Origin of the sequence: Acinetobacter sp. AOR14_HL (genome assembly GCF_027855175.1) — a bacterium.
Lineage (GTDB): Bacteria > Pseudomonadota > Gammaproteobacteria > Pseudomonadales > Moraxellaceae > Acinetobacter > Acinetobacter calcoaceticus.
This window is the reverse complement of the sequence record NZ_JAKTII010000016.1, coordinates 95,089-121,581: the sequence shown is the minus strand read 5'-3', so window position 1 is coordinate 121,581 and position 26,493 is coordinate 95,089. Positions and strand designations below refer to the sequence as shown.

The 26,493-nt window shown below is 39.0% G+C and carries 28 protein-coding genes, 6 tRNA genes, 1 other RNA gene, 1 pseudogene and 1 riboswitch; of the genes and pseudogenes, 16 read left to right on the top strand and 20 right to left on the bottom strand.

From position 1 onward, the window contains the following. Nucleotides 1–29 precede the first annotated feature (29 nt). From MKL38_RS15855 to coaD, 6 genes and pseudogenes are all read right to left on the bottom strand, one after another. Nucleotides 30–106, bottom strand: a tRNA-Met gene (locus tag MKL38_RS15855). 157 nt (nt 107–263) lie between these two features. Further along, nucleotides 264–882 (bottom strand): annotated as a pseudogene (locus MKL38_RS15850) (flavin reductase family protein); the annotation flags it as partial. A gap of 156 nt (nt 883–1,038) precedes the next feature. After that, nucleotides 1,039–1,115, bottom strand: a tRNA-Met gene (locus tag MKL38_RS15845). Nucleotides 1,116–1,178: 63 nt separating this feature from the next. Beyond that, nucleotides 1,179–1,534, bottom strand: an RNA gene (rnpB, locus tag MKL38_RS15840) — RNase P RNA component class A. A gap of 27 nt (nt 1,535–1,561) precedes the next feature. Next, on the bottom strand, nt 1,562–1,825 hold the full coding sequence (locus tag MKL38_RS15835; protein WP_003653306.1) for a YfhL family 4Fe-4S dicluster ferredoxin: 264 nt from the start codon (nt 1,823–1,825) through the stop codon (nt 1,562–1,564). Nucleotide 1,826: 1 nt separating this feature from the next. Further along, nucleotides 1,827–2,318, bottom strand: a complete 492-nt coding sequence (coaD, locus tag MKL38_RS15830) for a pantetheine-phosphate adenylyltransferase (RefSeq protein WP_004641605.1) — start codon at nt 2,316–2,318, stop codon at nt 1,827–1,829. 134 nt (nt 2,319–2,452) lie between these two features. On the opposite strand from coaD, the gene smpB reads away from it, so the two are divergent. Further along, complete coding sequence (smpB, locus tag MKL38_RS15825; protein WP_004641603.1) at nt 2,453–2,929, top strand: SsrA-binding protein SmpB; 477 nt, start codon at nt 2,453–2,455, stop codon at nt 2,927–2,929. 51 nt (nt 2,930–2,980) lie between these two features. Here smpB and MKL38_RS15820 read toward each other — a convergent pair whose 3' ends face one another. The 4 genes from MKL38_RS15820 to rluD form a co-directional block, all read right to left on the bottom strand. Further along, nucleotides 2,981–4,252 (bottom strand): hypothetical protein, encoded by a 1,272-nt coding sequence (locus MKL38_RS15820; protein ID WP_270903731.1) that lies wholly within the window; start codon nt 4,250–4,252, stop codon nt 2,981–2,983. Nucleotides 4,253–4,405: 153 nt separating this feature from the next. After that, entirely contained in the window at nt 4,406–4,957 is a 552-nt protein-coding gene (locus tag MKL38_RS15815; RefSeq protein ID WP_270903730.1) for a flavodoxin family protein, read from the bottom strand. A 192-nt stretch (nt 4,958–5,149) separates the two neighbouring features. Continuing rightward, nucleotides 5,150–5,887: a peptidoglycan editing factor PgeF gene (gene pgeF, locus MKL38_RS15810; protein ID WP_270903729.1), complete on the bottom strand. Its 738-nt coding sequence runs from the start codon at nt 5,885–5,887 to the stop codon at nt 5,150–5,152. Nucleotides 5,888–5,897: 10 nt separating this feature from the next. Further along, complete coding sequence (gene rluD, locus MKL38_RS15805; RefSeq protein WP_045436676.1) at nt 5,898–6,950, bottom strand: 23S rRNA pseudouridine(1911/1915/1917) synthase RluD; 1,053 nt, start codon at nt 6,948–6,950, stop codon at nt 5,898–5,900. 71 nt (nt 6,951–7,021) lie between these two features. On the opposite strand from rluD, the gene MKL38_RS15800 reads away from it, so the two are divergent. Together MKL38_RS15800 and MKL38_RS15795 are read left to right on the top strand one after the other, a co-directional pair. Then, a complete protein-coding gene (locus MKL38_RS15800) occupies nt 7,022–8,185 on the top strand; it encodes an outer membrane protein assembly factor BamD (RefSeq protein ID WP_270903728.1) in 1,164 nt (387 codons plus the stop codon). Nucleotides 8,186–8,341: 156 nt separating this feature from the next. Continuing rightward, nucleotides 8,342–10,210, top strand: a complete 1,869-nt coding sequence (locus tag MKL38_RS15795) for a DNA primase (protein WP_270903727.1) — start codon at nt 8,342–8,344, stop codon at nt 10,208–10,210. On the opposite strand, the gene hemA is transcribed toward MKL38_RS15795, so the two are convergent. Then, nucleotides 10,207–11,490 carry a glutamyl-tRNA reductase gene (gene hemA / locus MKL38_RS15790; RefSeq protein WP_270903726.1) on the bottom strand — a complete coding sequence of 428 codons (1,284 nt, stop codon included), beginning with the start codon at nt 11,488–11,490 and terminating at the stop codon, nt 10,207–10,209. The genes MKL38_RS15795 and hemA overlap by 4 nt on opposite strands. Before the next feature lie 88 nt (nt 11,491–11,578). On the opposite strand from hemA, the gene MKL38_RS15785 reads away from it, so the two are divergent. The 11 genes from MKL38_RS15785 to panD all read left to right on the top strand — a co-directional run bounded on the left by MKL38_RS15785 (nt 11,579) and on the right by panD (nt 17,645). Beyond that, entirely contained in the window at nt 11,579–13,288 is a 1,710-nt protein-coding gene (locus tag MKL38_RS15785; protein WP_270903725.1) for a tetratricopeptide repeat protein, read from the top strand. Between the two features lie 4 nt (nt 13,289–13,292). After that, nucleotides 13,293–13,871, top strand: coding sequence for a lipoprotein insertase outer membrane protein LolB (lolB, locus tag MKL38_RS15780; RefSeq protein WP_003653326.1), 579 nt, complete (start codon nt 13,293–13,295; stop codon nt 13,869–13,871). Nucleotides 13,872–13,889: 18 nt separating this feature from the next. Then, the gene (gene ispE / locus MKL38_RS15775) at nt 13,890–14,723 is read left to right on the top strand and encodes a 4-(cytidine 5'-diphospho)-2-C-methyl-D-erythritol kinase (protein ID WP_270903724.1); all 834 of its coding nucleotides are present in this window, start codon (nt 13,890–13,892) and stop codon (nt 14,721–14,723) included. Next, a tRNA-Gln gene (locus MKL38_RS15770) sits at nt 14,722–14,796 on the top strand. Before ispE ends, MKL38_RS15770 begins: the two co-directional genes overlap by 2 nt. Nucleotides 14,797–14,822: 26 nt before the next feature. Further along, nucleotides 14,823–14,897 (top strand) — tRNA-Gln (locus MKL38_RS15765). 20 nt (nt 14,898–14,917) lie between these two features. After that, nucleotides 14,918–14,992, top strand: a tRNA-Gln gene (locus tag MKL38_RS15760). A gap of 91 nt (nt 14,993–15,083) precedes the next feature. Further along, nucleotides 15,084–15,158, top strand: a tRNA-Gln gene (locus MKL38_RS15755). A 36-nt stretch (nt 15,159–15,194) separates the two neighbouring features. Continuing rightward, nucleotides 15,195–16,145 (top strand): ribose-phosphate pyrophosphokinase, encoded by a 951-nt coding sequence (locus MKL38_RS15750; protein WP_003653329.1) that lies wholly within the window; start codon nt 15,195–15,197, stop codon nt 16,143–16,145. Nucleotides 16,146–16,240: 95 nt separating this feature from the next. After that, nucleotides 16,241–16,537, top strand: a complete 297-nt coding sequence (gene rplY / locus MKL38_RS15745) for a 50S ribosomal protein L25 (RefSeq protein ID WP_004641581.1) — start codon at nt 16,241–16,243, stop codon at nt 16,535–16,537. Nucleotides 16,538–16,557: 20 nt separating this feature from the next. After that, nucleotides 16,558–17,139: an aminoacyl-tRNA hydrolase gene (gene pth / locus MKL38_RS15740; protein ID WP_003653332.1), complete on the top strand. Its 582-nt coding sequence runs from the start codon at nt 16,558–16,560 to the stop codon at nt 17,137–17,139. Nucleotides 17,140–17,264: 125 nt separating this feature from the next. Further along, nucleotides 17,265–17,645, top strand: a complete 381-nt coding sequence (gene panD, locus MKL38_RS15735; protein WP_002120296.1) for an aspartate 1-decarboxylase — start codon at nt 17,265–17,267, stop codon at nt 17,643–17,645. 47 nt (nt 17,646–17,692) lie between these two features. Here panD and MKL38_RS15730 read toward each other — a convergent pair whose 3' ends face one another. Together MKL38_RS15730 and MKL38_RS15725 are read right to left on the bottom strand one after the other, a co-directional pair. Beyond that, complete coding sequence (locus MKL38_RS15730; RefSeq protein ID WP_270903723.1) at nt 17,693–18,247, bottom strand: GDYXXLXY domain-containing protein; 555 nt, start codon at nt 18,245–18,247, stop codon at nt 17,693–17,695. After that, on the bottom strand, nt 18,247–20,028 hold the full coding sequence (locus MKL38_RS15725; protein WP_270903722.1) for a DUF2157 domain-containing protein: 1,782 nt from the start codon (nt 20,026–20,028) through the stop codon (nt 18,247–18,249). Before MKL38_RS15725 ends, MKL38_RS15730 begins: the two co-directional genes overlap by 1 nt. A gap of 176 nt (nt 20,029–20,204) precedes the next feature. Further along, nucleotides 20,205–20,355: riboswitch (FMN riboswitch) on the top strand. 90 nt (nt 20,356–20,445) lie between these two features. Between MKL38_RS15725 and ribB the strand changes: the two genes are divergently transcribed. Then, nucleotides 20,446–21,105: a 3,4-dihydroxy-2-butanone-4-phosphate synthase gene (gene ribB / locus MKL38_RS15720; RefSeq protein WP_005070969.1), complete on the top strand. Its 660-nt coding sequence runs from the start codon at nt 20,446–20,448 to the stop codon at nt 21,103–21,105. A 58-nt stretch (nt 21,106–21,163) separates the two neighbouring features. Here ribB and MKL38_RS15715 read toward each other — a convergent pair whose 3' ends face one another. After that, complete coding sequence (locus MKL38_RS15715) at nt 21,164–21,838, bottom strand: HAD-IA family hydrolase (protein ID WP_270903721.1); 675 nt, start codon at nt 21,836–21,838, stop codon at nt 21,164–21,166. 97 nt (nt 21,839–21,935) lie between these two features. Between MKL38_RS15715 and MKL38_RS15710 the strand changes: the two genes are divergently transcribed. Beyond that, entirely contained in the window at nt 21,936–22,703 is a 768-nt protein-coding gene (locus MKL38_RS15710) for a hydroxymethylpyrimidine/phosphomethylpyrimidine kinase (RefSeq protein ID WP_270903720.1), read from the top strand. Nucleotides 22,704–22,746: 43 nt separating this feature from the next. Here the strand turns inward: MKL38_RS15710 and lysM are convergent, their stop codons facing one another. The 6 genes from lysM to MKL38_RS15680 all read right to left on the bottom strand — a co-directional run bounded on the left by lysM (nt 22,747) and on the right by MKL38_RS15680 (nt 26,415). Beyond that, nucleotides 22,747–23,220 (bottom strand): peptidoglycan-binding protein LysM, encoded by a 474-nt coding sequence (lysM, locus tag MKL38_RS15705; RefSeq protein WP_004641572.1) that lies wholly within the window; start codon nt 23,218–23,220, stop codon nt 22,747–22,749. A gap of 185 nt (nt 23,221–23,405) precedes the next feature. Next, complete coding sequence (acpP, locus tag MKL38_RS15700; RefSeq protein ID WP_004641570.1) at nt 23,406–23,642, bottom strand: acyl carrier protein; 237 nt, start codon at nt 23,640–23,642, stop codon at nt 23,406–23,408. Nucleotides 23,643–23,725: 83 nt separating this feature from the next. Then, a complete protein-coding gene (gene fabG / locus MKL38_RS15695) occupies nt 23,726–24,460 on the bottom strand; it encodes a 3-oxoacyl-ACP reductase FabG (protein ID WP_092709241.1) in 735 nt (244 codons plus the stop codon). Beyond that, complete coding sequence (fabD, locus tag MKL38_RS15690) at nt 24,457–25,443, bottom strand: ACP S-malonyltransferase (protein ID WP_005042715.1); 987 nt, start codon at nt 25,441–25,443, stop codon at nt 24,457–24,459. The genes fabG and fabD overlap by 4 nt, the downstream gene beginning before the upstream one ends. A 151-nt stretch (nt 25,444–25,594) precedes the next feature. Further along, the gene (gene rpmF, locus MKL38_RS15685; protein ID WP_000290730.1) at nt 25,595–25,780 is read right to left on the bottom strand and encodes a 50S ribosomal protein L32; all 186 of its coding nucleotides are present in this window, start codon (nt 25,778–25,780) and stop codon (nt 25,595–25,597) included. Nucleotides 25,781–25,854: 74 nt separating this feature from the next. Then, on the bottom strand, nt 25,855–26,415 hold the full coding sequence (locus MKL38_RS15680; protein ID WP_270903719.1) for a YceD family protein: 561 nt from the start codon (nt 26,413–26,415) through the stop codon (nt 25,855–25,857). Nucleotides 26,416–26,493: the final 78 nt, after the last annotated feature.

Sequence of the window (26,493 nt, the reverse complement as noted above, 5' to 3'; positions counted from 1 at the left end):
GAAACCATGCATGAGCATGGTTTTTAAAATGGTGGCTATGACGAGACTTGAACTTGTGACCCCCGCATTATGAGTGCGGTGCTCTAACCAACTGAGCTACATAGCCGTAAACTGTGTGCGCATTATCTATAGTTCTGCAGAACAGGTCAAGAGTTCAAAATCATTAAATTCCATCAAATGAACAAATAAGATTCAGATCATCTTTATTTGTTCATTTTTTAGCAAATTTATGTTTTAAATAATTGATCGACCACAGAAATGTATTAAAAATCTAATACCAGTTTTTTACCTTTTGCCCGCGACACCCAAGTCATCATACTCAGCTGTGAAGTCTTTCCTGTATCACTAAGGTATTGATCAAAATGTTTGCTTTACCTTCCAAAATAGCAGTTTCACATGTATCGCATACCCCTTCACAACATAGGCATTCAACATCAATATTTAATGTTTTGATCACTTATAAAATTGACTAGTTACTTTTAACTTCATTTATTGATTAGACTTGTCAAATACATCTGTAAAAGCCTTCCCTCCCATCTTCTGGAACTGTTGAAGCAAATTGTTCCCAATGAATGTATTCATCAAGGTAACAATGCTTATTAGAACAATTAATCACAGCAGCAATCATTGGTTTCAGTCCACATACATAGACATGTATTTCTTTAGATTGTAATGAAATGAATTCGCCTAAGTTAAGCAACACAACCTTCTGCGTCAACATAGCTGAACACATGCTCTGTATGCTCTGTTTTAGCTCATCTAACAAAGCTGCATGTTCAAGCTCACCGTAAGCTTAATGTAACTCGTACTCTGCCCCACGTGCTACGAGCTCATCTATTTGAGATAAGAATGGTAATACTCAATACCACCTGCAATTAAGATGCTTATTGCCTTAAGCTAACAGGAATAATTTTTAAATATAAATAAGCTAATAAAAAAATCAAAAACATCTCATCATTATAAAGTCGGTATTTACAAACTGTGTTTAATCAGAAAATAAGCATAAAAAAAGACCACGCAGGAGCGTGGTCTATAAAATGGTGGCTATGACGAGACTTGAACTTGTGACCCCCGCATTATGAGTGCGGTGCTCTAACCAACTGAGCTACATAGCCTTAAACTGTGCGCGCATTATCTTAGTTTCTTTAATGCACGTCAAGAAAAATTTTAAATAAATTAGGTGAAGTGAGCCTATAAGCCGGGTTCTGTCGAGGATGGTCATTCCTCTAGGCGTACAATCACTCATACGCTCAAGCGACCTACCCGAATCCAGTACGGGCCGTACCTCAGGATTCCTATTTGGTCTTGCTTCTGGTGGGGTTTACCATGCCGTGAACTGTTACCAGACACGCGGTGCGCTCTTACCGCACCCTTTCACCCTTACCTCACGAATGAGGCGGTCTACTCTCTGCTGCACTTTCCGTCGGCTTTCACCGCCCAGGCGTTACCTGGCACCCTGCCCTATGAAGCCCGGACTTTCCTCCCCTGCTTCAGTCACGAAGACCTCCACAGCAGCGACCATCCAGCTCACTTCAGGGGCGCATATTAACAAATTTATTTACTAATTGCTTGTGCTTTTTTGAGCAATTAGTTTTTTATATTTGTCGAATAGCTGTTCTTCCGTTTCCTCATGCTCTGGATCTTTAGGAATACAATCTACAGGACAAAACAATTGGCATTGCGGTTGGTCATGATGACCAACGCATTCAGTGCACAAATCTGGATGAATTTCATAAATCACTTCACCCATGAAAATTGCTTCATTCGGGCAAACTGGTTCACAAACATCACAGTTTATGCATTCATCGGTGATATATAACGACACGTTACCAACCTTGTTGATGTTTACGTTCAAAGGCCTCAACCACAGCTTGCGGAACAAACTTGGTTACATCCCCTTTTAAACGAGCAATTTCCCGAATCAATGTCGAAGAAATAAAAGAGTACTGCTCAGATGGTGTTAAAAACACCGCTTCAAAATGTGGGTCAAGTTGACGGTTCATATTGGCGAGTTGAAATTCATATTCAAAATCAGAAACCGCTCTTAAACCACGAAGTACTGCGGTTGCCTTTTGTTCTTTGAAAAAATTAACCAGTAAACCATCGAAGCCTACAAATTCAACATTTGATAGATGGCTTAAAGAAGATTGTGCCAGTTCAACTCTTTCTTCTAGACTGAACAAGGGGTTCTTATGATGTCCAATTGCAATTGCTACTACAACCTCATCAAACATTCTTGATGCTCTAGTAACTAAATCAACGTGTCCATTCGTGATGGGGTCAAATGTTCCAGGATAAATTACACGCGTTTTAGACATCCGCTAGTACTCTAATTGTATTGTGAACCTATTTTAGCAAAAGTTATACATGAGGCGAAATATTCATGTGCAGGAAAAACTTCACCTTAGCATCAGTTTACGGCACAATAGGCATAATTGTGGAAGTTTGAATTATGGCGAAAGCAACAGTAGTAAAGAAACATAATGGCGGAACAATCGCACAAAATAAACGTGCCCGTCATGATTATTTTATCGAAGAAAAATTTGAAGCGGGTATGTCACTTCAAGGTTGGGAAGTAAAATCCTTACGTGCTGGGCGTATGACTTTGACGGAAAGTTATGTCATTTTCAAGAATGGCGAAGCATTTTTACTTGGCTCACAAATTCAGCCTTTATTATCGGCTTCGACCCATGTGGTACCTGAAGCAACACGCACCCGTAAGTTATTGCTCTCCCGCCGTCAGCTTGAACACCTAATGGGTGCAGTTAACCAAAAAGGTTACTCATGTGTTCCTTTGGCATGTTACTGGAAAGGTCACTTGGTTAAACTTGAAATTGCGCTTGTGAAAGGTAAACAACTTCACGACAAACGTGCAACTGAAAAAGACCGTGACTGGCAACGTGATAAAGCTCGTATATTTCATAAGTAATAAAAAAACCTTTAAAGTTAACTTTAAAGGTTTTTTTATGTCACTTTGAATTTAGCAGAATTTTAAATTGCCATAACAGTTTGGCGCAAAAGATTGATTTTTAAGTTGTAAATCTTTCAATGGGAAATTCACAATCGTATTGGGTAATTTAACCTCACCAACTGCTAAGTCTTCACCAAACAAACAATTTAAAAGATTACATTTCACTGGATTTGCGGTTAAATAACCACTAATTGGACCTACCACCTGCTTTAAAACATCATTAGTTATCTCAATTTGTTTACTTGGCGTAACATTGCCAATATCAATTTCATCATCAAAAGCCATCCACCACCCCCGTTCTGCTGCTGCATCTGCACCTGGCCAAAATATTTGTTGGCCTTGTAAAGAAAGTGAGAAAGGATTGTTTAATTCAATTTTATGAATAAATCCTAAATTTTGATCAACTGTGAGTGCTGCTCTTAATCCGGTAATGCTACCCGTTACATTTTTTTGTAAATTTAATAGACCAAGTGCTGCATTAATAGAAGCTTTCAGATCTCCAGAGAAATTAAGCTGATCGATATTTGCTACCCCGTTCAGCATGACATTATTCATTCGTGAACCAGAAATCACTTGCCCGTTGATCACAATAGGTGCAGTGGTCTGTTGTAATTGCAAATTATAATCAGACGAGTTAAATCCTAAAGGAATACAAATCCCGATACATGCATTAACAGTCCCATCAATGGTCTTGCCTGTATCTTGATAAGACATATTACGAGCAGCGGTATAAGCTAAACCAGTGGTATCTTTAATTTTCATGTAACCACTTAAGCTATTAATTCCATTTGGTGTTTCCGAATTTTCAAGCCCCATAGTCAGCAGTCCCATAACCTTTTCAGCACTTAAACGAAAACCTTTAATTTCTCTTAAGGCTGCGCTGTCTGGATTTTTAATTGCAAATTCAATAAAGGGATTACTAAAAACAGCAGAAGAAGAAGCTCGCCCATCACTGGTATCACTTAAGCCACTTAAACTTAAGTTATCAATATCAATATCACACCCACCTAAACCGTTTACTCCCCCACATCCTAATTGCAACTTATTAACATTGGCATTTAATTCAAGATTTGCCTCTAAACCTAATTTATAAAAGCCAATATTTTGCTGGTTCATTGAAGCATCAGCTTGTTTTGGGTCGGTATAGGTAAATGAAAATAATGCCTGAGCTTCAACTTTAGAAAGTTCCGAATCACTAAGGGGAACAAGATTTGCAGATTCTAAATTGGCGTAGCTTAAGGTAGCCCAACTTAGACAAAGAGCTGTTAAAAAAATTTTCATGATTATTCCATTTTTTTATTTATTAAGTTTTGGACATCATTGTCCAAATAAACCATTTGGTAAAAAATAATCAAAAAAGAATAAAAAAAATACAAGGTTTTTGTAATTAGATTAAAAATTAAATATTTATTTATATAAAATCAAATACTTATTTTAACTTATGCGATAAAGTAATCCAGCAATATATTCACCAAACCATTTAGCTGTATCCAAGTCACCTTGTGGGGGGGTAACTTCAACAGGGGCGTTATCTGACTGGGTCATTAAACCTAAACAACTCGATAATCGGTTTAAATCTTTTTCACTATGCCCGGTGGTCATTAAAGGTAAACCTGACCACAACATGCCATGTTGCATAGCAAAAATATTTAATTGTTGTAAGACCGCTAGTTTATCGCCACTCAATCCGCCCGAATTTGCAAAGCCAGCCGCAAGCTTGCCTTGCCATAAGCGCTCTTTCCAACGCTTAGAAGTACTGTCCATAAACTTTTTAAAGTCGGCAGTCATACTACCCATATAGGTAGGAGATCCAAAAACAATACCTTGTGATGCATCAAGCGCATCCCAATCAATATGCTCAATATTCATTAGATGTACTTTTACTCCCATCACCTCTGCACCAGCAGCAATAGCGAAAGCTACCTTGGCGGTATGACCATATGGACTGTGGTAGACAATAGAGAGATGTTTTTCAGGCAAAGACATAAGATTAAAATTTTGAGCGATTTTTTCTATTTTATCATTTTATTAGCGCTTGCTAAACCTACATCTATAAATATGAAATACAAGCGTTTCAATACGGTTCACAATCGTAATATTTTCAAACTCAATAAACACTCTCTTATTCTGTTTAATTACGACAAAATAAGAGAGTAAATTTACTTATGTTTATAAAGCTTATATAAAAACAAAGGTAGCCATACGTCCAGTCTTCGCATCACGGCGATAAGAAAAATAATCATCGCTCTGTTGATAAGAACATTGATCTCCACCTAAAACCTGTTTCACACCTAGACTCTGCAAAATAAAACGCGCAATTGCATATAAATCTGCATGAAATTTATTTGGAGCTGCCCCCTCAACAAAAGCTATTTCTAACTCTGGATATTTATCACAAAAAGCAGCCTTTACTTCAGCCCCAATTTCAAAACAAGGTTGACTAATCGCAGCTCCTAACCATGCCCAAGTTGGAGGGTTCTGCATCGCGGCAACTGTATTTTCAACAATCCCACCTGCTAAACCACGCCAACCCGCATGCAAGTTTGCGACTTCCGTACCTTCAGCATTTCCTAACACGACAGGTAAACAATCAGCGGTCATCATCATTAAAGCATGACCTTTGGTTTGAGTGACCAAACCATCACCAATTAAAGCCTTAAAAGGAATTTGTTCATTTACTGTATGGCAAATCGTACTATGTGTTTGAGTCATCCATGTCATTTTTTTAACACCGAACTTCGCAAACTCATCTAACAATATCATGCGATGTTGCTGAACACGTTGTGCCTCATCGTTGACATGTAAAGCCAGATTAAAGCCAGACAACTCAAGTTGATCCGTTGGTAATGCCAAAAGATGTTGAACACGTGTCTGCCCTACAAATACACCTTGAGGTAATCCTTGAACAAATTCCATATACGCGTCCTTAATATGCAGCGTTTTCTGAACGTAACACATTCACTAAATGTGTAAAATCTTCAGGCCACGGCGCTTCAAATAGCATTTCTTCACCAGTACGAGGATGTTTTAAGCCCAATTTAGCTGCATGCAACGCTTGGCGTTTAAAACCACGTAAAGTGTCAATGAGTAATTCAGACGCCCCTGCAGGTACACGTACACGGTTCATATAAATCTGATCGCCGATAAGCCCATAACCGATATAACTAAAGTGCACACGAATTTGATGAGTTCGACCTGTTTCAAGACGAGCTTGTACGCGAGTAAAATCTTTAAAGCGTTCTTTTACATTGTAATGGGTCACTGCATCGCGCCCACCCGGTAAAATCGCCATTTTCACACGGTCAACTGGATGACGTTTGATAGGTTCATCAATAGTACCGCCAGCAATAATATTTCCATAAACAACTAAGTCGTATACGCGGTAAACCGATTTATTTGCCAATTGTTTACTTAAAGAAAATTGTGCCTCAAGACTTTTAGCAACCACTAACAAACCGCTTGTATCTTTATCAATACGATGTACTAAACCAGCGCGAGAAAGTTCCGACAATTTTGGGAAGTGATAAAGCAAGGCATTCACTAAAGTTCCAGAGCTATTGCCCGCCCCTGGATGTACTACCATGCCGACAGGTTTATTGATGACTAAAATGTCGTCATCTTCATAGACAATATTAAGTGGAATATTTTCAGGTTGGCTCGTGGTCTGAGCTTCGAGCTCAACTTCGAGTGTAAGCAGTTCTGTCCCTTCACAACGGTGCTTTGGCTTGACAATGTTACCATTCACCAACAGATGGCCATCCTTCAACCATTGTTTAAGCTTTTCACGTGAAAACTCATTCCACACCAAGGCTGCTACCTGATCGATACGTTGCCCCAGATAGCTTTCATCTAGCTGAACTTGCAACGATAAACGTGTTGCAGTTGTATCAGAAGTATGGTTATCTGCATCCTCAGAATCTTCAAGTAAATTGAAGTCGGTTTCAGATAAGTTTGTGTTTGAAGATTGTGCTGAAGTCATTTGATCATTGAGATAAAAGTGGTTTAATAGCGCAATTGTAGCTCATTGCCCAACATAACAGAGGAGTTTTTATGTCGCTACCACGTTATAAAATTACGATGCTTGCCTTATCTTTAGGTTTAGCGTCTGCATTTGTGGGCTGTAGCAGCAATCCAAGTAAAAAAGAAGTGGTCGATAGTGGCCCACAATCTAGTGAACAAGCTTACTTCGAAAAGGCCCAAAAGTCGCTTGACCGTGGTCAATATCTTGATGCGACCAAGTCTTTAGAAGCAATCGATACTTATTATCCGACTGGACAATACGCACAACAAGCACAACTTGAACTTCTCTATTCGAAATTTAAGCAAAAAGATTATGAAGGCGCGATTGCCTTAGCGGAACGTTTTATTCGTTTAAATCCTCAGCATCCAAATGTGGATTATGCTTATTATGTTCGTGCTGTATCGAATATGGAGCAAAACTACGACAGTTTAATGCGCTATACATCTCTGCAACAATCTCATCGTGATGTGAGTTATTTAAAAGTTGCTTATCAGAACTTTGTTGATTTAATTCGTCGTTTCCCAAGTAGCCAATACTCTGTTGATGCCGCTCAGCGCATGAAATTTATTGGACAAGAACTTGCTGAAAATGAAATGACTGCTGCGCGTTTTAACGTTAAACGTAAAGCGTGGATCGCAGCTGCCGAACGTTCGCAATGGGTAATTGAACACTATCCACAAACTCCTCAAGTTCCAGAAGCATTAGCGACTTTGGCATATAGCTATAACCAATTAGGTGATAAAGCGACTTCACAACAATATATTGAAGTTTTAAAACTTAATTACCCTAACTTGGTGAAAAAAGACGGCACAGTTAACATGCGTGCTGCTCGTAAAGAAGGTAACTGGATTAACCGTGCAACCTTAGGTATTTTTGGTCGTGAATCTACTGCCGCAACACCAGAAAGCACAAGTGAATCAGAAGCTCCAAAACGTGGCTTCCTTAATCGTGTTAGCTTCGGTTTAATTGGCAATTCAGATAAAGAAGAAACTGCTGAACCAGAGAAAACACAAGTTGAAGCACCGAAATCAGAACGTAGTTGGACAAACCGTTTAAGCTTTGGTTTATTAGACAAACCTGAGCCACAAGCAGCAGAAAATACAACTGTTGCTCCTGCTGTTACCTCTACAGATACATCAACTGATTCTCAATCAGATGATGCGAAACAAGGTGCAGATGACGCTGCTCACTAAGTTTAAGCTTTAAAAAACACCAACAAACAGGCAAGTGATATCACTTGCCTGTTTGTTTTTATAAAATATTAAAATATTTATTGGATAGATCTTGCCTCATCATGTCAGAATATTCTGAATCACTCTCTCATCAGTTTTAATACGGTTATCTGAATTATGGCAATTCCACAACATACGATTGATCAAATTTTAGATCGCACAGATATTGTCGATCTGATTGGTCAGCGTGTGAAACTGAAAAAGACGGGACGTACATATTCCGGCTGTTGCCCTTTTCATCAAGAAAAATCTCCATCGTTCCACGTCTATCGAGACAAGCAGTATTATCACTGCTTTGGCTGTCAGGCCAACGGTAACGCGATCCGTTTTCTGATGGACATTGATAACCGAAACTTTATAGATGTAATGAAAGAGTTATCGAGTAGCGCTGGAGTCGAACTGCCCAAAGATAATACCGAAAACAAAAAACTATCTTATACCCGTCAGGTTACCAAGCCACCAGTTGCTAAAGCAAATACGGCGGAGCCCGTGGCTCCTCAGCAACCAATAGATGACAGCTACAACTCGCTTGAACCAGTATTTTTTGACGACCCTTTTGCCCAATTTGAACAGCCTTTCAACTTTGAGGAACCTGTTCAAGAAGGTAATTTATATGACTTACTGGAAAATATTGCCCAGTTCTATGAACACCAATTACCTAACAGTCAAAAAGCAAAAAACTATTTTAAACAACGTGGCTTAACTAATCAGACGATTCAATTTTGGCGCTTAGGCTATGCACCAGAAGATTGGCAACACCTAGAAAAAGCTTTTCCTTATGACATTGATGGTTTAAAGCAGCTTGGACTTATCCGTTCAAGCGATAATGGTCGTGATTTTGACTTATTACGTGACCGTGTGATTTTTCCGATTCGAGACCCGAAAGGCCGCGTCGTTGGTTTTGGTGGACGTGCCTTGAATGATGAAACAAAACCCAAATACATTAACTCGCCTGACTCAGAGGTCTTCCATAAAAATCAGCTACTTTACGGGCTTTATGAAGGTAGAAAACTCAAATCTAGCGACTGGTTAATGGTTGAAGGCTATATGGATGTCATTGCACTTCAGCAATATGGCATTACAGGGGCTGTAGCGACTTTAGGGACTGCAAGTAATACCGAACACCTTAATATTTTATTTAAACAAAATAGCCGTATTACCATTGCTTTTGACGGTGATGCTGCAGGTCAAAAAGCAGCACGCAGAACGTTAGAAATCGCTTTACCACTTCTCAATGATGGACGCGAACTCAAGTTTTTCGTACTACCGAATGACCACGACCCCGACTCTCTGATCCGTCGTGAAGGGCTTGAAAATTTCCAAAAACTATTACAACAGTCCCCTCTTTTGTCTGATTTTGTCTTTGCCCATTTAACAGGTCAACATGACATTAGTACACCTGAAGGCAAAAGCTTGGTCATGGGTGAGCTCAGAGAACTGACTGAACTATTACCCAAACAGGGCTCTTTCCGTTATTTACTCAATCAATCTTTCCGTGAAAAACTTGGACTGGGTAAACGTTTTACACCACAAATCAGTCATGATGCCTCGCTCTCATTTAACATTCATACTAAAGATGAAGACTTTGCGATCGCAATTTTGATGCACCACCCTTTTCTTTATATTCATTTTGAAGGGTTACGTGCTTATATTCATCAAGATGAATTATTAGCAAAAGTACTGGCAATTTTAAATCGTATTTTTGATGACTTACCGGATGATCAAGAGCTGGCAACATATTATGTTTTAGGTGCTTGTAGCAGCTATTGCCATGAAATTGCCGATATTATGCAAAGAACCAATATTCAGGCATTAACTCAGGCACCAGAAGTGGCCGACAAGTTAGCCCAAGAATATGCTTTAGGCTTAAAAGAAAGATATTTACGTCAGAAACTTAAATCACCAATTTCTCTAATTGAATCACGAAATTTAAGACAACAGCTTAATGAATTAACCAAACAAATTAGTTTAAGACTCTTGTCTTAATGTTTTGACTTACGCTCATGATCAAACACATCCTGTAAATGCTGTTGTAACCATTCAAAATAATCAGGATTTTCTGCCTTGGCAGCTTCGCGTAGCAAAATAGATGTTGGATGCATAAGCTTTTGCGTCAAACGATGCGCGAATTGCTGCAATACCTGCTCAGCATTCTCACCGTGATGCAAAGCCTCTAATGCATGCGTCAGCTCTTGTTGACTAACTTCTTCACTATGTTGGCGATAAGCATGAATTGTGCTGCCCGCCTCTTTAACTTTTTGATGAGTAATAAGCTGAGTAGCTAATTGATTCACCATCACTTCCGCTTCAACAGCCGCCTGACGACGTTGAGCTAGGTTTTCCTCAATCACACTTTGTAAATCATCAACACCATACAAATAGACGCCATCAAGCGCTTCAACTTTAGGATCTATATCACGGGGTACAGCTAAATCAACCATTAACATTTGTTGATAGCGACGTTTCTTTAATGCGGCCTTAACATCAGGATAAGCAATCACTTGATATAGACTACCAGTACAGCTAGACACAACATCAGCACGATACAAGTTTTCAGCCAATGCTGAAAAATCAATAATTTCAACTTCAGCCTGATGTGAAATCTCTTGAGCCAGTTGATCAGCACGCTCACGGCTACGATTACAAATAATAATTTTAGCGACGCCCATTTCAGCCAAATGTTTAGCAACCAAGCTATTCATTTCACCCGCAGCAACAACCATCACAGTAAGTTTTTCGGGCTTACTAAAAACCTGTAAAGCTAATTGTGCAACCGCATACCCCATCGAAACGGCATGGCTGCCCACCGCAGTTTCGGAACGTACACGTTTAGCTGCATAAAAAGCATATTCAAAAACACTGTTTAATTCAGGAGAGACCGTTTGGGCTTCTTTAGACAATGCCAAAGCACTTTTAACTTGCCCTAAAATTTGCGGCTCACCGAGCATGAGAGAGTCTAAGCCGCTCGCTACTCGCATTAAATGTGTAATTGCCTGCGTGTTCTCGTAACGATAAACATGATGAATTAAGTGCTGTACATCAATATTATTGGCATCAGCTAACCATTTCAGAAGGCTTTCAGCATTTTCCGCCATGGCATAAACTTCTGTACGGTTACACGTCGAAACGACCACCAAATCCTTTAAGCTTTGGTGATGGCTTTGTTCGGCAAGCAAACGACTTAATCGCTCTGCATTGAAAGCAATTTGTTCGCGGAGTTCGACAGAAGCTGTTTGATGGTTGACACCCAATGCAAAGAAAGACATATCAGATCATCATTTCGCTAAATTTATGCTATTGTGCAACATCGGTGTCATAAAAAGCATTACTTTGGATCAATAAAAATTGCGTCAAATGAATAGCCGTATTAATTTTAACGGTGCTTCGATAAGACAGTATTCTACCACATTCTTATTGTTAGGTAGCATGTCCTCGCATGTCTATGCACGCCCTGTGCAAGAGACCTATGCCGTGCATTCATTTGATCAGGCATTAGAGCAAACTATGGTCGCTGAATTTGCTCTGGCTTATGATGACATTCCTAACGCTTTGCACAATTACACAGTACTCGCAATTAAAAGTAACTCTACTTCAATTAAACAACGAGCTTTAGATGTTGCGCTTGAATATAATGATTTTCAAGCCGCTTTAAACATTGCTACACATTGGGTAGCCCAAGAACCCAAAGATGTACCTGCTTTATTCTATTTGTCACATATTGCTTTAAAAACACATGAATACCAGCTTGCCGCTGAAACATTAGATAAAATTTTAAAAATAGATCCTACTGCCGATTTAGAACAAATTTTAGCGAGTATTGCCCCAGAAAATGCTCAAGATCGAGAAGTATTATTAACAGCTTTACGTTCTAGCTCTGAAAAAAACAACCCTTCTATTTTAGCTCTTATCGCCAACCTAGAAGCCCAAAATGGCCAATTAGAATCTGCTCTAACCAACATTAACAAGGCACTACGCCGACGTCCTAAAGTGACGAGCTTTATTTTAATGAAAGCAAACCTACTCATTGCTCTTAGCGATCAAGAAGGTGCGCTTAAATGGTATGCAAAGTCCAGCCGTAAATATAAGAAAAATTTAGATATTCGTTTAGCTGAAATCCGTTACCTTATACAACTTAATCAATCTCAACTGGCTTTAGAAAAGCTTGAAAACGTTATAGAGGCTAATCCCAAAGCTGAAGAAGCATTGTTTATTGCAGGCTTAACCAGCATTGATTTAAAACAATATGACAAAGCAGAACAATATCTTGTTGACCTACGAAACTCTGCAAAATACCAAAATGAGGCTTATTACTATTTAGCAATTAATGCAGAACGCAAACAACATTATGAATCAGCAAAAGCTTACTATCGCTTAGTTGATGGCAGTTTATACGTTGTTTCAAGACGTAATTTGATTGCGATTTATGATAAGCAGGATAATTTACACGATGCTTTACGGTTCCTCACTCAAGAACGCGTAAATTACCCTCAACATGCAAGCTTCTTATATCAAGCTCAAGCTGAAATTTTAAAGAAAATGGGCAATAAAAAAGCTGCCTTAAATTTATTAGATGAAGCGATAAAGAATTTACAGGATGATCCAGAACTCATTTATGCAGAAGTTTTATTACTTGATCCATATACTGACCGCGATAAACTCGATAAAACATTAAAGCAATTATTACAACTTGAGCCCAATAGCCCAACTTACCTAAATGCGTATGCCTATACACTAGCCCTGCAAAACCGTAGGTTAAAAGAAGCACGTCAATATGCAGAACAAGCATTAGAATATGCGCCGGAACAAGCCTCAATTCTAGATACACTTGGCTATATTGCATTTTTACAGAATGATTATGAAGGTGCAGCAGAAGCTTTAGGCAAGGCTTATGAACTCAGCCATAATGTAAATATTGGCGTTCGTTATGCTAAAGCATTGTATATGCAAGGATCATTAACTCAATTTAGCGCGGTGTTACAACAACTGAAACAAAAACATGCCAATGATCCACAATTACAACAGCTTGATGCGTTAATTTTACCTACATCTGCAAAAAAGAGTTAAACATATGAGCAAATTTGCCCAACTGTGCACAGCGATCTGTGGATCAAGTGTATTATTTCTAACCGGTTGTCAGCATTTTACTCAACCTAAACCCGCGGTTACCCAGCAAGTTCAAGATGAAAAACACTTTAATTTACAAGGTAAGATCGGGGTTCGCACGCCACAGCAAACTGGTAGTGCATTTTTCACGTGGGTTCAACAACAAGATAATTTTGATATTGAATTAAGCGGCATTTTAGGTGTAGGAAAAACCCAAATTCAGGGTAAACCCGGTGAAGTGAAGTTAAATAGTGCTAAAACAGGGTTAATTACTGCGGCCTCTCCAGAAGAACTTTTAGAGCGTGCAACTGGTTGGCAAGCACCAATTACTCACTTAACAAGTTGGATATTGGCCAAACCCGCAACTTTAAGTGCTCAAATCAGTAAAGATAATGAAAATCGTGTAAACCAACTCATTGAAGACGGCTGGACAGTTAATTTCAGTTATGATGGTGAACAAACTTTGCCAAACAAACTGGTTTTAAAGCAAGCTCTTGCTGAAGATAAAGAAAACCGTATTACAATGGTCATCCAAAACCGCTAAGTCTAATTATATAAATCTATGATTCGAGTTCCTTCTCCAGCTAAGCTCAACCTGTTTTTACATATTACAGGACGTCGTGAAAATGGTTATCATGAATTACAAACCATTTTCCAACTCATTGATTTATATGATTGGATGATATTTACACCGACTTTAGATGAACAAATCGAAATTGATGGATTGAGTGAAGTTCAACCTGAAGAAAACCTGATTTATCGGGCTGCTCAAATACTAAGACCGCATGCAAAAAAATTCTGCGGTCTAAACATCAAAATTGAAAAAAATATTCCAATGGGTGCAGGTCTGGGCGGAGGTTCATCCAATGCTGCCACAACCCTGATTGTGTTAAATCAATTATGGAAATGTGGTCTAAATAAAGAACAACTTGCAGACTATGGCGTAAAGCTCGGTGCCGATGTTCCTATTTTTATTTATGGTAAAAATGCATGGGCTGAAGGTATTGGTGAACATTTATCATTCATAGACTTAGATCAAAAACAGTTCATTATTTTAAAACCTGATTGTTTTATCAGCACTCAATTGCTTTTTTCACAAAAAACATTGACAAGAGACTCTAAGACCACTAAATTTTGCGCCTATCAGTTAGAACCTTCTAATTTTGGAAATAACTTTGAGCCATTGGCCCGACAGTTATACCCTGAAGTAGAAGAAGCAATGCAATATTTAGATCAGTTTGGTCAAGCAAAGCTTACAGGTACAGGTGCTTGTGTTTTTATTGAAGTAACGAATGAAATGAATATTGATGAAATTCTTAAACATTCACCATGTAAATCTTACTTGGTAAATAGTTTAAAAGAATCTCCTCTTAATCATTTTAAGGTTACACGTTAGGGGCGTCGCCAAGTGGTAAGGCACCGGGTTTTGATCTCGGCATCCGTTGGTTCGAATCCAGCCGCCCCTGCCAACCTCACCTGTAATGATGATTATATTAGGGGCGTCGCCAAGTGGTAAGGCACCGGGTTTTGATCTCGGCATCCGTTGGTTCGAATCCAGCCGCCCCTGCCATCATATATATCATCGAATTTAGGGGCGTCGCCAAGTGGTAAGGCACCGGGTTTTGATCTCGGCATCCGTTGGTTCGAATCCAGCCGCCCCTGCCATTCTCTTATTTTAAAGACAGACTTAATTGCTATGCTTTTTGTTGATTCATCTTGACATTGCATTGCAAAAATATTAAAGTTCTGCCGCATTAGGGGCGTCGCCAAGTGGTAAGGCACCGGGTTTTGATCTCGGCATCCGTTGGTTCGAATCCAGCCGCCCCTGCCATCTATTTAATTACATACCAACCGCCAAGGGTGCTTCATGCCCAATCTTGTCGTTTTTAGTGGAAATGCTCATCCACAGTTCGCTCAAAAAGTCGTAAGTCACTTACATATCCCTCTAGGTGCGGCATCAGTCGGTCACTTTTCTGATGGAGAAATTTCAGTAGAAATTACTGAAAATGTTCGTGGTAAAGACGTATTTATCGTTCAGCCTACTTGTGCCCCTACCAATGATAACCTTATGGAAATCTTGGTTATGGCAGATGCTTTGCGTCGTGCAAGTGCTGGTCGTATTACAGCCGTTATCCCGTATTTTGGTTATGCTCGCCAAGACCGTCGCCCACGTTCTGCACGTGTGCCGATTACAGCTAAAGTTGTTGCAGACATGCTTACCACTGTTGGTATTGATCGTGTCGTAATGATTGACTTACATGCTGACCAAATTCAGGGTTTCTTCGATATTCCAGTCGACAACATCTATGGTACTCCTGCTTTACTTGCTGACTTACGTCAACAATCGCATGATAACCTTATGGTGGTTTCTCCTGACGTTGGTGGCGTAGTACGTGCTCGTGCCGTTGCCAAACAGATGGGTGACATCGATTTAGCAATTATTGATAAACGTCGTCAAAAAGCCAATGAATCGCAAGTTATGCATTTAATTGGTGACGTAAAAGATCGTGATTGCGTTATCGTAGATGACATGGTTGATACTGCCGGTACATTGTGTAAAGCAGCTGATGCGCTTAAGCAATTTGGTGCACGCCGTGTAGTTGCATACGCAACTCACCCTGTACTTTCTGGCAAGGCTATTGAAAACTTACGTAATTCAGTTATTGATGAATTAGTTGTCACTGACACTATTCCTCTTTCTGAAGAAGCATTAACCTTGGGCAAAATCCGTCAGGTTTCTGTTGCTAGCATGGTTGCTGAAACGATTCGTCGTATTAATAACGAAGAATCTATCAGTGCGATGTTCGATAGTTTATAATATCGCAGCTTTTATGAACCCTGGCCTTGGCTGGGGTTTTCTATCACTAAACTGGTCGCAAGTTTAGTCTATTTAACTTTAATGAGGATTTACTCATGTCAAACTTCGTATTAAACGCTCAAGCGCGTGCTGAAGACAAACAAGGGAAAGGTGCGAGCCGCCGCCTTCGTCACGAAGCATTAATTCCAGCTATCATTTATGGTGGCAATGCTGAGCCTGTAGCTATTACTTTAGAACTTCGTCAGCTTGTAAAAGCTTTAGAAAACAATGCTTTCTTTGAAGAAGTTATAGAAATCCAAGTTGGCGACAAAGTTGAAAACGTTAAAATCCAAGCGTTACAACGTCACCCAGCTAAAAACACTCCTATGCACGCTGACTTCAAACGCGCATAAGTGTTGAAAGGCGTAGATTAGTGTCAAATATTTCGCTAATTGTTGGTTTGGGCAATCCTGGTTCAGAATATGCCCAAACCCGCCATAATGCAGGCTTTTGGTTCATTGAACAGCTTGCTAATAAATATGGCATTACATTAAAAAATGATCCGAAATTTCACGGAATCAGCGGACGTGGTAATATAGAAGGACACGATGTCCGTCTACTTCTACCCACTACATTTATGAACCGTTCTGGACAAAGTGTAGTTCCATTTGCAAAATTTTATCAAATTGCTCCTGAAGCAATTTTGATTGCTCATGATGAACTTGATATGAACCCTGGTGTAATTCGTCTAAAAACAGGCGGAGGACATGGTGGTCATAACGGTTTACGTGACATTGTCCCTCATATTGGTCCAAATTTTCATCGTTTACGTATTGGTATCGGACATCCTGGCTCAAAAGAGCGAGTTTCAGGTCATGTACTTGGGAAAGCACCAAGTAGTGAACAAAGTCTGATGGATGCAGCAATTGATCATGCCCTTTCTAAAGTGAAATTACTTGTTCAAGGACAAGTTCCACAAGCCATGAATCAAATTAATGCGTATAAACCAACTTAAATTGTTGAACAATCAAGCTTGCTATCTTGCTTTTTTAGGAGCAAAATGCGCATCAGCCACTTTGCCAAAAGCTAAAGATTTCACCATAAGATCTTATTCTTAGGTCTACTCAGGAGACGCTAGCCATGCTATCTCGTTTATTAAAATGCAAAATTCACCGCGCAGTTGTAACCCATGCTGAACTTCACTATGAAGGTTCTTGTGCAATTGATGGCGTATTGATGGACTTAGCTGGTATTCGTGAATATGAAGAAATTCATGTTTGGAATGTAACCAATGGCAAACGCTTCACGACCTATGCAATTCGTGGTGAAGATAACTCTGGAATTATTTCAGTAAATGGTGGTGCTGCCCATCAAGCAGATGTCGGTGATTTAGTGATTATTGCTACATTTGGTGATTTTACTGAAGCTGAAGCAAATATTCATAAACCACGTTTGGTCTATGCTAACCCAAATAATACAGTCAACCACACAGCGAATTGTATTCCTGTTCAAGTTGCCTAATTTATTCTTAGAATAAAAAAAGCCCGCATTGACGGGCTTTTATCATTTTATAAATCCTTAATAGTTCCTTCCCACCAATTCTTTTGCTGTTTACAATTCAAAGGCTGAAGCTCCTCTCCTCGCAAATCAAACAGAATCGCCTCTCCTTTTGTATTTACCTTAAATTCAGCATACTTTGCTTTCTGATAGCATTGAGCTAGACCTTCGGCAAATAAGAAACTCCGAGATGCAGGATATAAAGCTTGATATCGGTTTTCAGGATTTTTTAAAATTAAGCTCTGCTCAGCAGATAAATTGTTAGGTTCTAGAGTGGTACGAATTACTTTATTGTGTGAATCCAAAATAACTTTTGTGTAAATAGATGCATGATTAAAGATTCTCTGATTTAGAGTTTCATTTTCAGCAAGAGGTTTAGAAGTTTGCAAATTTAACTCATAAGCCAGTGCCATATAGTCACCTTGTAAAATTGAACGCGGATCAACTGGCTTAAGCTCAATAAAAATACTTTTACTATGATCCAGATGCCATTCATTTTTCGCTATCAATCCCACAAAAAATAATGTGGTAGCTATAGCCAGAATAAGAGAAAAATATTTCTTCATTATTTTTCTCCTTCAATAAGATGGCGTTGATTTTCTTGGTGGAGCAACCAATATAAAGCCCATAGAACAAGACCAGAAATCAAAATCGATGCACTCTTTGCCAAAAAAGTTATTTGTAAGTTGTAATAAAGCTGCCAAAGTACTAAAGCAAATACTGCTAGAGTGACACCATAAACAATATAATCTTTCTTTTTTATCGCCCATGTTAGAATGATAAATAAAATGAAAACTTCAAAATAGCCAAGTGCAATGAGCAATACACCAAAAAGTAAGAATGCGAAAAACACTACTCCATGCAACTGCTTATACAAATAAAAAATACCAAAGCAAAGCAACCAAAGACTAGGTAATAAATAGAAAATCCATATCTGCCGATCTTCCGAACTATCTAGAACCAGTCCCATAAAAGTATCAAAGAAAGAAGCTACCACAACTACCGCAAGCACACATAAATAGATACTACGCTCATATTGAACTATCGATTTAGCCTTCGGCAAGAACACCAAACTAAAAACAAAATAGCTGAGCAGGGTTAAATTTAAATAGGTCTGAGTGGAGTTTACCGACCACAATGAGTGATCCATTTGTAATAAGTAAATAAATGCTATGCCATAAGTAGCAAGCATTTGAATTAAAATAAAGAACCAATGGGGTTTAAAAAAATAACTTATACAGAGAATAAAAATCTGTGCAATTAGCACCCATAACATCTGATCTGTTTCAGACTCTAGATGAAACAAAAAAGCAGTCTGACCACTTATGAATAAACAATAGGCAAATTGCCGAATGAAGTAGTGTTGAGATTTTTTCAATAAAATAGAAGCTATACAAACAAAAACAACTCCTACAATTAAAGAAACAGCTTCCCAGAACACGAGAGTAAAAGCAGCAAGGGCCAATCCAGCAAGCCAAGCTCCAATAGCTAAAGGAATTATATAAAAGCGGCTTTGACGAAAAATTTTTATTAAAAAATAACTAATCAGCGCAAACCAGATAAAAATAATGCTTGCAATGAATAAAAAAATGAACTCATTTGAATCTTTAAATAAGTCATTGATTCTACCTACAAGCCATATTGTTGCAGTCACGCCAAGAACAGCGGCCATTAAGCTGGCACATAATTGATCATCTTTTTTGAAGAAATAATAAAAACCGATTATTCCTGAAAAGAAAGCAGAGATCAGATAAGGAATATTTTCACCAGATAGATATTGGATCATTCCAATGATTGAAATGACTGCAAACCAAGCGATAAAGACGAAACGTAAAGCACGATACTTCTTTATACATACCCAAAATTCTATAAGGCTTAATAAATTTAAAGCAAACAGATATAAATAAGGAAACTTTTCCAACCAAAAAGTCTGCTTAAAAAATAAAAAAAGTGTAAGTTGGCTAGTAATACAAATTAAAGCAAAGATTCCAATATTTGGTCGATATAGCCAAGGTAATAACAGCAATGTCCAAATCAGGAAAAGTAAATAACTGTCTGCCCCAGTTTGATAGACCTGCCCGATTACAGCCAAACTTAAGCCTACCATCAAGCCGCAAATACCATGTAAAGTCTGCCTAACTCCTTCACTTAAAGTATCTTTTATACTGATCCATGCTGTCACAAGTAATATAAGTGGCGGGATGGTTAGCTGGATGCTGTCTGGAAGCATTAGCCAATTAGCAGCAATTAAATAAAGAATACTGACCGCCATAAATACATAACTAAAAATATGGAGATGCTGAATAAATAAAGTATTCCTAAGGGGATAATCATCTCTTATCTGCATGAAACACCTATTTTATTTATAATTTTCTATAAAAAACATAGCATTCCATTTTCATATCAACAAGTAAGCTCTTGTTAAAAAGCCTATTTCGATTTATGAAAATACTTATTCATAAAGAAACTTAGCATTCTACAAAAGCATCTAGCCAATTTTATCAAGCGCGCTATAATAAAACCCATCGCTTCAGGGCGGGGTGTAATTCCCCACCGGTGGTAAAGTTAATTTTTATTGATAAATTAACAAGCCCACGAGCTTAAATTTTATAATTTGAGCAGATTTGGTGAGACTCCAAAGCCGACGGTATAGTCCGGATGAAAGAAGACGACGAACTGGGATAAATCCGTTTTATTTCAGTGCCAGCCTGTTTTTACATCAGTCCTGAAATGTTCAACCGTATTTTTACGAGAGCGTTTCATTATGTCTAGCTTAATTCAACCAGAACTTTTTTTCTCAGCCCTCTCTCCTGCTGAACAACGTATTCAACAAGCATTAGAAGATATCCGTCAAGGCAAACCTGTCTTGGTTATGGATGACTTCGATCGTGAAAATGAAGCAGATTTAATTGTTGCAGCCGAAACTCTAACTGTTGAAACAATGGCACGTATGATTCGTGATGGCTCAGGTATTGTATGTTTATGCCTTACAGAAGAGTTAGCAGATCATTTAGAACTTCCTCCAATGGTTTCTCAAAACTCAAGCCAGTTTCATACGGCTTTCACAGTGACTATTGAAGCAGCCCAAGGTGTTACGACAGGTGTTTCGGCTAAAGACCGTGTAACAACTATTCAAACTGCTATTAAAGATGGTGCTGTTGCAAGTGACTTAAATCGTCCGGGTCACGTTTTCCCATTACGTGCACGTAATGGTGGAGTCCTTACTCGTCGAGGTCATACTGAGGGAACAATTGATCTAGCAAGACTAGCAGGGCTTAAACCTGCTGGCGTGTTATGTGAACTAACCAACCCAGATGGCACGATGGCATCAGGTATTCAAGTTTTGGCATATGCCCAAACTCATCATTTAACCGTGATTACGATTGAAGAACTCGTTCAATACCGCCAACAACACGGTATTTAAATAAAAAAGGTTTGGCTTTAGATCAAAGCCAAACCTTCAAATTAAAATTTACTAATATTTAAGATACTTTCTTTTGTGTTGCCTGATCTTCAACGTATTCCAAAAGTTCAGAAAATTGCTTAATCATTGCTTTAGGTTGTGCTTGCTTAAGTTCCTCTGGTGTTCCGTAACCATAAGTCACAGCGACCGCCTCAATACCATTGTGGCGAGCACCTAAAACATCATATTGACGGTCACCTACCATTAAACATTCTTCTGAGTTTAATTGCTCACGTTCAAGAATATAATGAATAAGTTCAGCTTTATTGGTACGTTCTCCAGTTAACTCACTACCATAAATATTTACAAAATATTGGCTTAAATCAAAATGATCTAAGATACGTTTTGCATAAATAGTTGGTTTAGCGGTTGCGACGAATAAACGATACCCATCTTCTTTCAATGCATTAAGTGTTTGCGCAACTGATGGATATACTTCATTTTCAAATAAACCTGTAACTGAAAAACGCTCACGATAAGCAAGTAAAGCTTGTTCAGCCAAAGCATCATCATGAGTGGCTAATAGTTTTGCTAATGAGGCTTTTAAAGGAGGCCCAATTGTCCAGTCAATATTTAAATCGGCAGCCAATGGAAAGCCCAACTTATCCATTGCATAACGAATTGAAGTATGAATACCAACTTTTGGGTCTGTTAGTGTTCCATCCAAATCAATCAAAATATGTTTTATAGCCATTCAATCATTAACCCAGTAAAGTATTTAATTCAATTAGTCGAGAGTTTAATCAAACTCTCTTATACTAACGTAAATTTAAATTGAAAAGGAAATAACCGTGCGTCCAACCGTACTTTGTTTCTCGGGTTTAGACCCTTCAGGTGGTGCAGGTTTACAAGCTGATATTGAAGCGATTGGACAAAGTGGTGCTCATGCAGCCATTGCATGTACAGCCCTCACCATACAAAACTCACAACAAGTATTTGGCTTCGAAGCAACCTCAAAAGAACTATTATTAGCTCAAGCAAATGCAGTTGTAGGTGATTTACCGATTAAATGCGTTAAGTCAGGCATGCTTGGCACCACAGATAACATTGCTGCTTTAGCGAAGTTTCTTCGTGCCCATCCAGAATATCAATATGTACTCGATCCTGTTTTAGTGGCAAACAGCGGGGGTTCTTTAGGTGATCAAGCAACTCTTGTCAAAGCTTTCGTTGAGCTTATTCCCCTAGCCACTATTATTACTCCAAATACAGTCGAATTACGTGCTCTCACGGGCATCGATGACTTAGAACAAGCAACGCAAAAGCTATTTGAAATGGGCGCAAAAGCTGTCTTAGTCAAAGGTGGACACGAAGATACACCAGATTATATTAAAAATAGTTTATATATTAATGGTGAACTTGCGGCGAGCAGTAGTTGCCCCCGCTTAGACGGTGAGTATCACGGATCAGGATGTTCTTTAGCCAGTTTTATTGCTGGTCGTTTGGCTTTAGGTGATTCTTTAAAAATTGCGGTACAGCATGCCGAAACATGGTTATTTGGTGTCTTAAAGAACGCCGAGACTCCTGTAGCAAATGGGCAAAAAATACCAAAAAGATTCTAGAAAAAGAAAAAGGCGCTAAAAGCGCCTTTTTTATTACCCTCGATTATTGAGGAATACGTAAAACCTGTCCTGGGAAGATTTCATCTGGATCTTTAAGCATTGGTTTGTTTGCTTCAAAGATTTTTTGGTATTGATTCGCATCACCATAAAATTCTTTCGCAATTTTTGAAAGGTTATCACCAGATTTTACTGTGTAGAATTTACTTTCTGGTTCAGGAGTTGCAACGGTCATTTGATCATCTACCTGTGCAACATGATCAATATTCCCAACAATAAGAATAATTTTCTCTTTATCCGCTTGGCTTTTTACCTGTCCTTTAATGATTGCGGTATCAGTTGCACCGTTATACGTTACAGATAAACCCTCCACCCCTAGGCCCAAACTTTTAATTAATCCTAATAATTTATTTGCGATTTCTTGTGCAGAAGGTTCTGCTGGTGTTGCCGGAGCTGGTTGTGGTTCTGCTGGTGCGGTATTTTTCTTACCAATACCTTTTACAAAATCAAAAAGACCCATCTTTTAGTCCTCATATTATTGTTTATAGTAAAGTCATTAAACTGACCTTTATTGTTATACTTCAAAAAAGACAAGCCTCTGCTATCAATTGAGGTTGATCTTGTAAAAATATGTATCTCTTTTATTTTACTCAAATAAAAAAAGCCACCTTACGGTGGCCTTCTTTTTATTCAGCAATATGCGAATTAACCAAGTTTTTTAGTTACATAGTCAATTGCAGATTGAACTGTAGTGATTTCGTTTGAATCTTCATCAGGGATAGTGATGTCGAAGTCGTTTTCGAAAGACATTACAAGTTCAACTAAATCTAAAGAGTCAGCACCTAAGTCATCCATAAAAGATGCTTCGTTTTTAATCTCTTCAGCTTTAAGACCAAGTTGTTCTGCAACTGCTTGCTTAACGCGTAGTTCGATATCGCTCACAGGAATTCTCCTCATTGCTCGTGGCGTTTGATTTGCCACTAGTTTAATTGAATATAAAAATTTTTAAAAGTTATACATCAGCCCTAGGCCATGTATAAACCACCATTTACATGTAATACCGTACCGGTAATGTAACCTGCTTTATCACTTGCAAGGAAACTCACCGCATTTGCGATATCTTGTGGCTCGCCTAAGCGATTTAAAGCCACTTGATCACTCATTTTTTTGCGAATTTCTTCACTAAGTGCATCTGTCATTTCTGTTGCAATGAAGCCTGGTGCCACACTGTTCACAGTGATTTGGCGGCTACCCATCTCTTTTGCAAGACTACGGCTAAACGCTTCAATACCTGCTTTTGCAGCAGAGTAGTTCGCCTGACCTGGGTTTGCAAAATGTGCAACAACAGAACTAATATTAATAATGCGGCCAAAGCGCGCTTTTGTCATACCTTTAAGCACACGTTTAGATAAACGATATACGGCTTTAAGGTGAATGTTGAGAATGTCATCCCAATCATCTTCTGACATACGTAGCAATAAATTGTCTTTCGTGATACCCGCATTATTAACCAAAACAAGCACAGGGCCATAGTTCTGTTCAATATGAGAAACGACTGCTTCAATCTCATCGAGATTACGCACATCGAGAGCTAAACCTGCACCTTGCTCACCAAAGCTTTCACTTAACTTTTGTGCACCAGATTCAGATGTCGCAGTACCTACAACAAAATAACCGTCTTGAATAAGTTGCTGGGCAATTGCAGCGCCAATGCCCCGACTCGCGCCCGTTACTAATGCAACTTTGCGTTCTTGTGTCATGCAATTTTTCCTTCTGCCACTAAAACAGCATTTAGGGCATCTTCCATTTTACTCTTGCTATCAATAGCAAAAGCTTTTTCTATATTTGGTAAACGCTTCGCGAGATTACTCAATACTGTACCAGGCCCACACTCAACAACGTAGTGAATACCTTGGTCTTGTAAAAACTGCATCGTGTCTGTCCATTGTACAGATTGGTACAATTGAGCAGTTAACGCCTGACGCAATTGAGCAACATCGGTAGCTATTCCCGCGTTGACATTTTGTATTACAGGTATGGTAGGCAGCTCAATGGCAGTTTGTTCCAAAGCTTCTGCAAATTTTTCAGCAGCAGGTTTCATCAATGAACAATGCGAAGGAACCGACACAGGTAAAGCAATTGCTTTAGCAGACTGCTCTTTTGCCAAAGCCATCACTTGTTGTACAGATGCTGTACTTCCAGCAATCACGACTTGGCCTTGTGAATTATAGTTTGCAGCTTCTACTGAACCTTGACCTTCTGCATTCACGATTTGGCAAAGTTCAACCACTTTTTCATCAGCCAAACCAAGGATTGCAGCCATAGCCCCTTCCCCTTGAGGAACAGCACTTTGCATGAGTTTGCCACGCAAATTCACTAGTTTCACTGCATCTGCCAAGCTCATAGATTCTGCAGCAACCAAAGCACTGTATTCACCTAGAGAATGTCCTGCAAGATACTTAGGTGCCAGACCGCCTAAATCAAGCCATACACGCCATAGAGCGATACTGGCAGTTAATAACACAGGTTGGGTATTTTCTGTTTGGTTGAGGCCTTCACCACTTTGCGCGATATGCCACAGATCGAATCCAAGCGCATCTGAAGCTTCAGCAAAGGTTTGCCCAACCCCACTAAACTGTTCTGCTAGTTCAGCAAGCATACCGACTTTTTGTGAACCTTGACCAGGAAACACAAACGCAGTTTTTGTGGCTAAAGCTACTTGTTCAAGACGTTTAGCAGACATAAGAAATCCTTTTTTGGGTTTTCACTCATTTCTGGAGCGGAAATTTAACATGTTATTTATATTTTTATAATTGCGAAAAACAACAAAAAAAGGGAGCTTTCGCTCCCATTTTTTCTATACTTAAGCATCACGCTTAATGCATATCATACAATTATTCAGCATCAGCTGCTTTAGCGAATAATTGACGACCACGGTAGAAACCGTCTTTAGTCACGTGGTGACGACGATGAGTTTCACCAGTTGCTTGGTCTACTGTTAATGCATTCTCGGTTAAAGCGTCATGTGAACGGCGCATGTCACGGCGAGAGCGACTTTTACGGTTTTGCTGAACGGCCATGATGGCTCCTTACAAAGATCGAAAAAATGGATCAGAACAAATTCAGTTGTCTTATCTCACAATTATATCACAAATTATGAGTTAAGTTTACCCTTCAAACCTGCCAAAACATCAAACGGATTATCCCGTTTTTCTTCAACAACATTTTGAATGGTAGGTTGATGTTTATTTTCACAAGCATCATGCTTGGGAGATAAAGGCACCAACAATAACAGTTCATCTTCTAGTAGTGCGAGCAAGTTAATCGAGGCTGGCGTATCATAATCACCTTTCGTCGTAAACTCACTTTCACCTAAAACGATGAAATCAGCATCCTCATCCAAGCGCTCTATCAGTGACTTATCATCCATTAATGCAATATGGAAGTCTAAGACAAGAGGCATTTCAACAGGTTCCAAACAACGTTGGCACTCCATTGGAACTTTCGTGTCCATATGACCATCCATCCACACAATGTGATGATATGCATCCATTGATAGCTTACAGTCTATGTTGATCAATTGGTTATCAATTGATCCAACAGCTTCACGAGCGATACGAGCAAAGCGAGACAAGGGCAGTTTACCTGACCATGTAAAGCCTTGTTCAGCCCATTTAAACGGCTCAATCTGTGCCGGAAAGGTATTTGCTGACATAATTAAGGCGGCAATTCTACAAATTCATCGGTACTCTGTCAAAGATTAAGATACAATTTTGCACTTCTTTAGACAGAA

What these genes read in the sequence shown, in the direction of transcription:
- coaD (WP_004641605.1), bottom strand. Translation starts at nt 2,318, where the DNA reads ATGTCTAAAACGCGTGTAATTTATCCTGGAACATTTGACCCCATCACG.
- smpB (WP_004641603.1), top strand. Translation starts at nt 2,453, where the DNA reads ATGGCGAAAGCAACAGTAGTAAAGAAACATAATGGCGGAACAATCGCA.
- MKL38_RS15820 (WP_270903731.1), bottom strand. Translation starts at nt 4,252, where the DNA reads ATGAAAATTTTTTTAACAGCTCTTTGTCTAAGTTGGGCTACCTTAAGC.
- MKL38_RS15815 (WP_270903730.1), bottom strand. Translation starts at nt 4,957, where the DNA reads ATGTCTTTGCCTGAAAAACATCTCTCTATTGTCTACCACAGTCCATAT.
- pgeF (WP_270903729.1), bottom strand. Translation starts at nt 5,887, where the DNA reads ATGGAATTTGTTCAAGGATTACCTCAAGGTGTATTTGTAGGGCAGACA.
- rluD (WP_045436676.1), bottom strand. Translation starts at nt 6,950, where the DNA reads ATGACTTCAGCACAATCTTCAAACACAAACTTATCTGAAACCGACTTC.
- MKL38_RS15800 (WP_270903728.1), top strand. Translation starts at nt 7,022, where the DNA reads ATGTCGCTACCACGTTATAAAATTACGATGCTTGCCTTATCTTTAGGT.
- MKL38_RS15795 (WP_270903727.1), top strand. Translation starts at nt 8,342, where the DNA reads ATGGCAATTCCACAACATACGATTGATCAAATTTTAGATCGCACAGAT.
- hemA (WP_270903726.1), bottom strand. Translation starts at nt 11,490, where the DNA reads ATGTCTTTCTTTGCATTGGGTGTCAACCATCAAACAGCTTCTGTCGAA.
- MKL38_RS15785 (WP_270903725.1), top strand. Translation starts at nt 11,579, where the DNA reads ATGAATAGCCGTATTAATTTTAACGGTGCTTCGATAAGACAGTATTCT.
- lolB (WP_003653326.1), top strand. Translation starts at nt 13,293, where the DNA reads ATGAGCAAATTTGCCCAACTGTGCACAGCGATCTGTGGATCAAGTGTA.
- ispE (WP_270903724.1), top strand. Translation starts at nt 13,890, where the DNA reads ATGATTCGAGTTCCTTCTCCAGCTAAGCTCAACCTGTTTTTACATATT.
- MKL38_RS15750 (WP_003653329.1), top strand. Translation starts at nt 15,195, where the DNA reads ATGCCCAATCTTGTCGTTTTTAGTGGAAATGCTCATCCACAGTTCGCT.
- rplY (WP_004641581.1), top strand. Translation starts at nt 16,241, where the DNA reads ATGTCAAACTTCGTATTAAACGCTCAAGCGCGTGCTGAAGACAAACAA.
- panD (WP_002120296.1), top strand. Translation starts at nt 17,265, where the DNA reads ATGCTATCTCGTTTATTAAAATGCAAAATTCACCGCGCAGTTGTAACC.
- MKL38_RS15730 (WP_270903723.1), bottom strand. Translation starts at nt 18,247, where the DNA reads ATGAAGAAATATTTTTCTCTTATTCTGGCTATAGCTACCACATTATTT.
- MKL38_RS15725 (WP_270903722.1), bottom strand. Translation starts at nt 20,028, where the DNA reads ATGCAGATAAGAGATGATTATCCCCTTAGGAATACTTTATTTATTCAG.
- ribB (WP_005070969.1), top strand. Translation starts at nt 20,446, where the DNA reads ATGTCTAGCTTAATTCAACCAGAACTTTTTTTCTCAGCCCTCTCTCCT.
- MKL38_RS15715 (WP_270903721.1), bottom strand. Translation starts at nt 21,838, where the DNA reads ATGGCTATAAAACATATTTTGATTGATTTGGATGGAACACTAACAGAC.
- lysM (WP_004641572.1), bottom strand. Translation starts at nt 23,220, where the DNA reads ATGGGTCTTTTTGATTTTGTAAAAGGTATTGGTAAGAAAAATACCGCA.
- fabG (WP_092709241.1), bottom strand. Translation starts at nt 24,460, where the DNA reads ATGACACAAGAACGCAAAGTTGCATTAGTAACGGGCGCGAGTCGGGGC.
- fabD (WP_005042715.1), bottom strand. Translation starts at nt 25,443, where the DNA reads ATGTCTGCTAAACGTCTTGAACAAGTAGCTTTAGCCACAAAAACTGCG.
- rpmF (WP_000290730.1), bottom strand. Translation starts at nt 25,780, where the DNA reads ATGGCCGTTCAGCAAAACCGTAAAAGTCGCTCTCGCCGTGACATGCGC.
- MKL38_RS15680 (WP_270903719.1), bottom strand. Translation starts at nt 26,415, where the DNA reads ATGTCAGCAAATACCTTTCCGGCACAGATTGAGCCGTTTAAATGGGCT.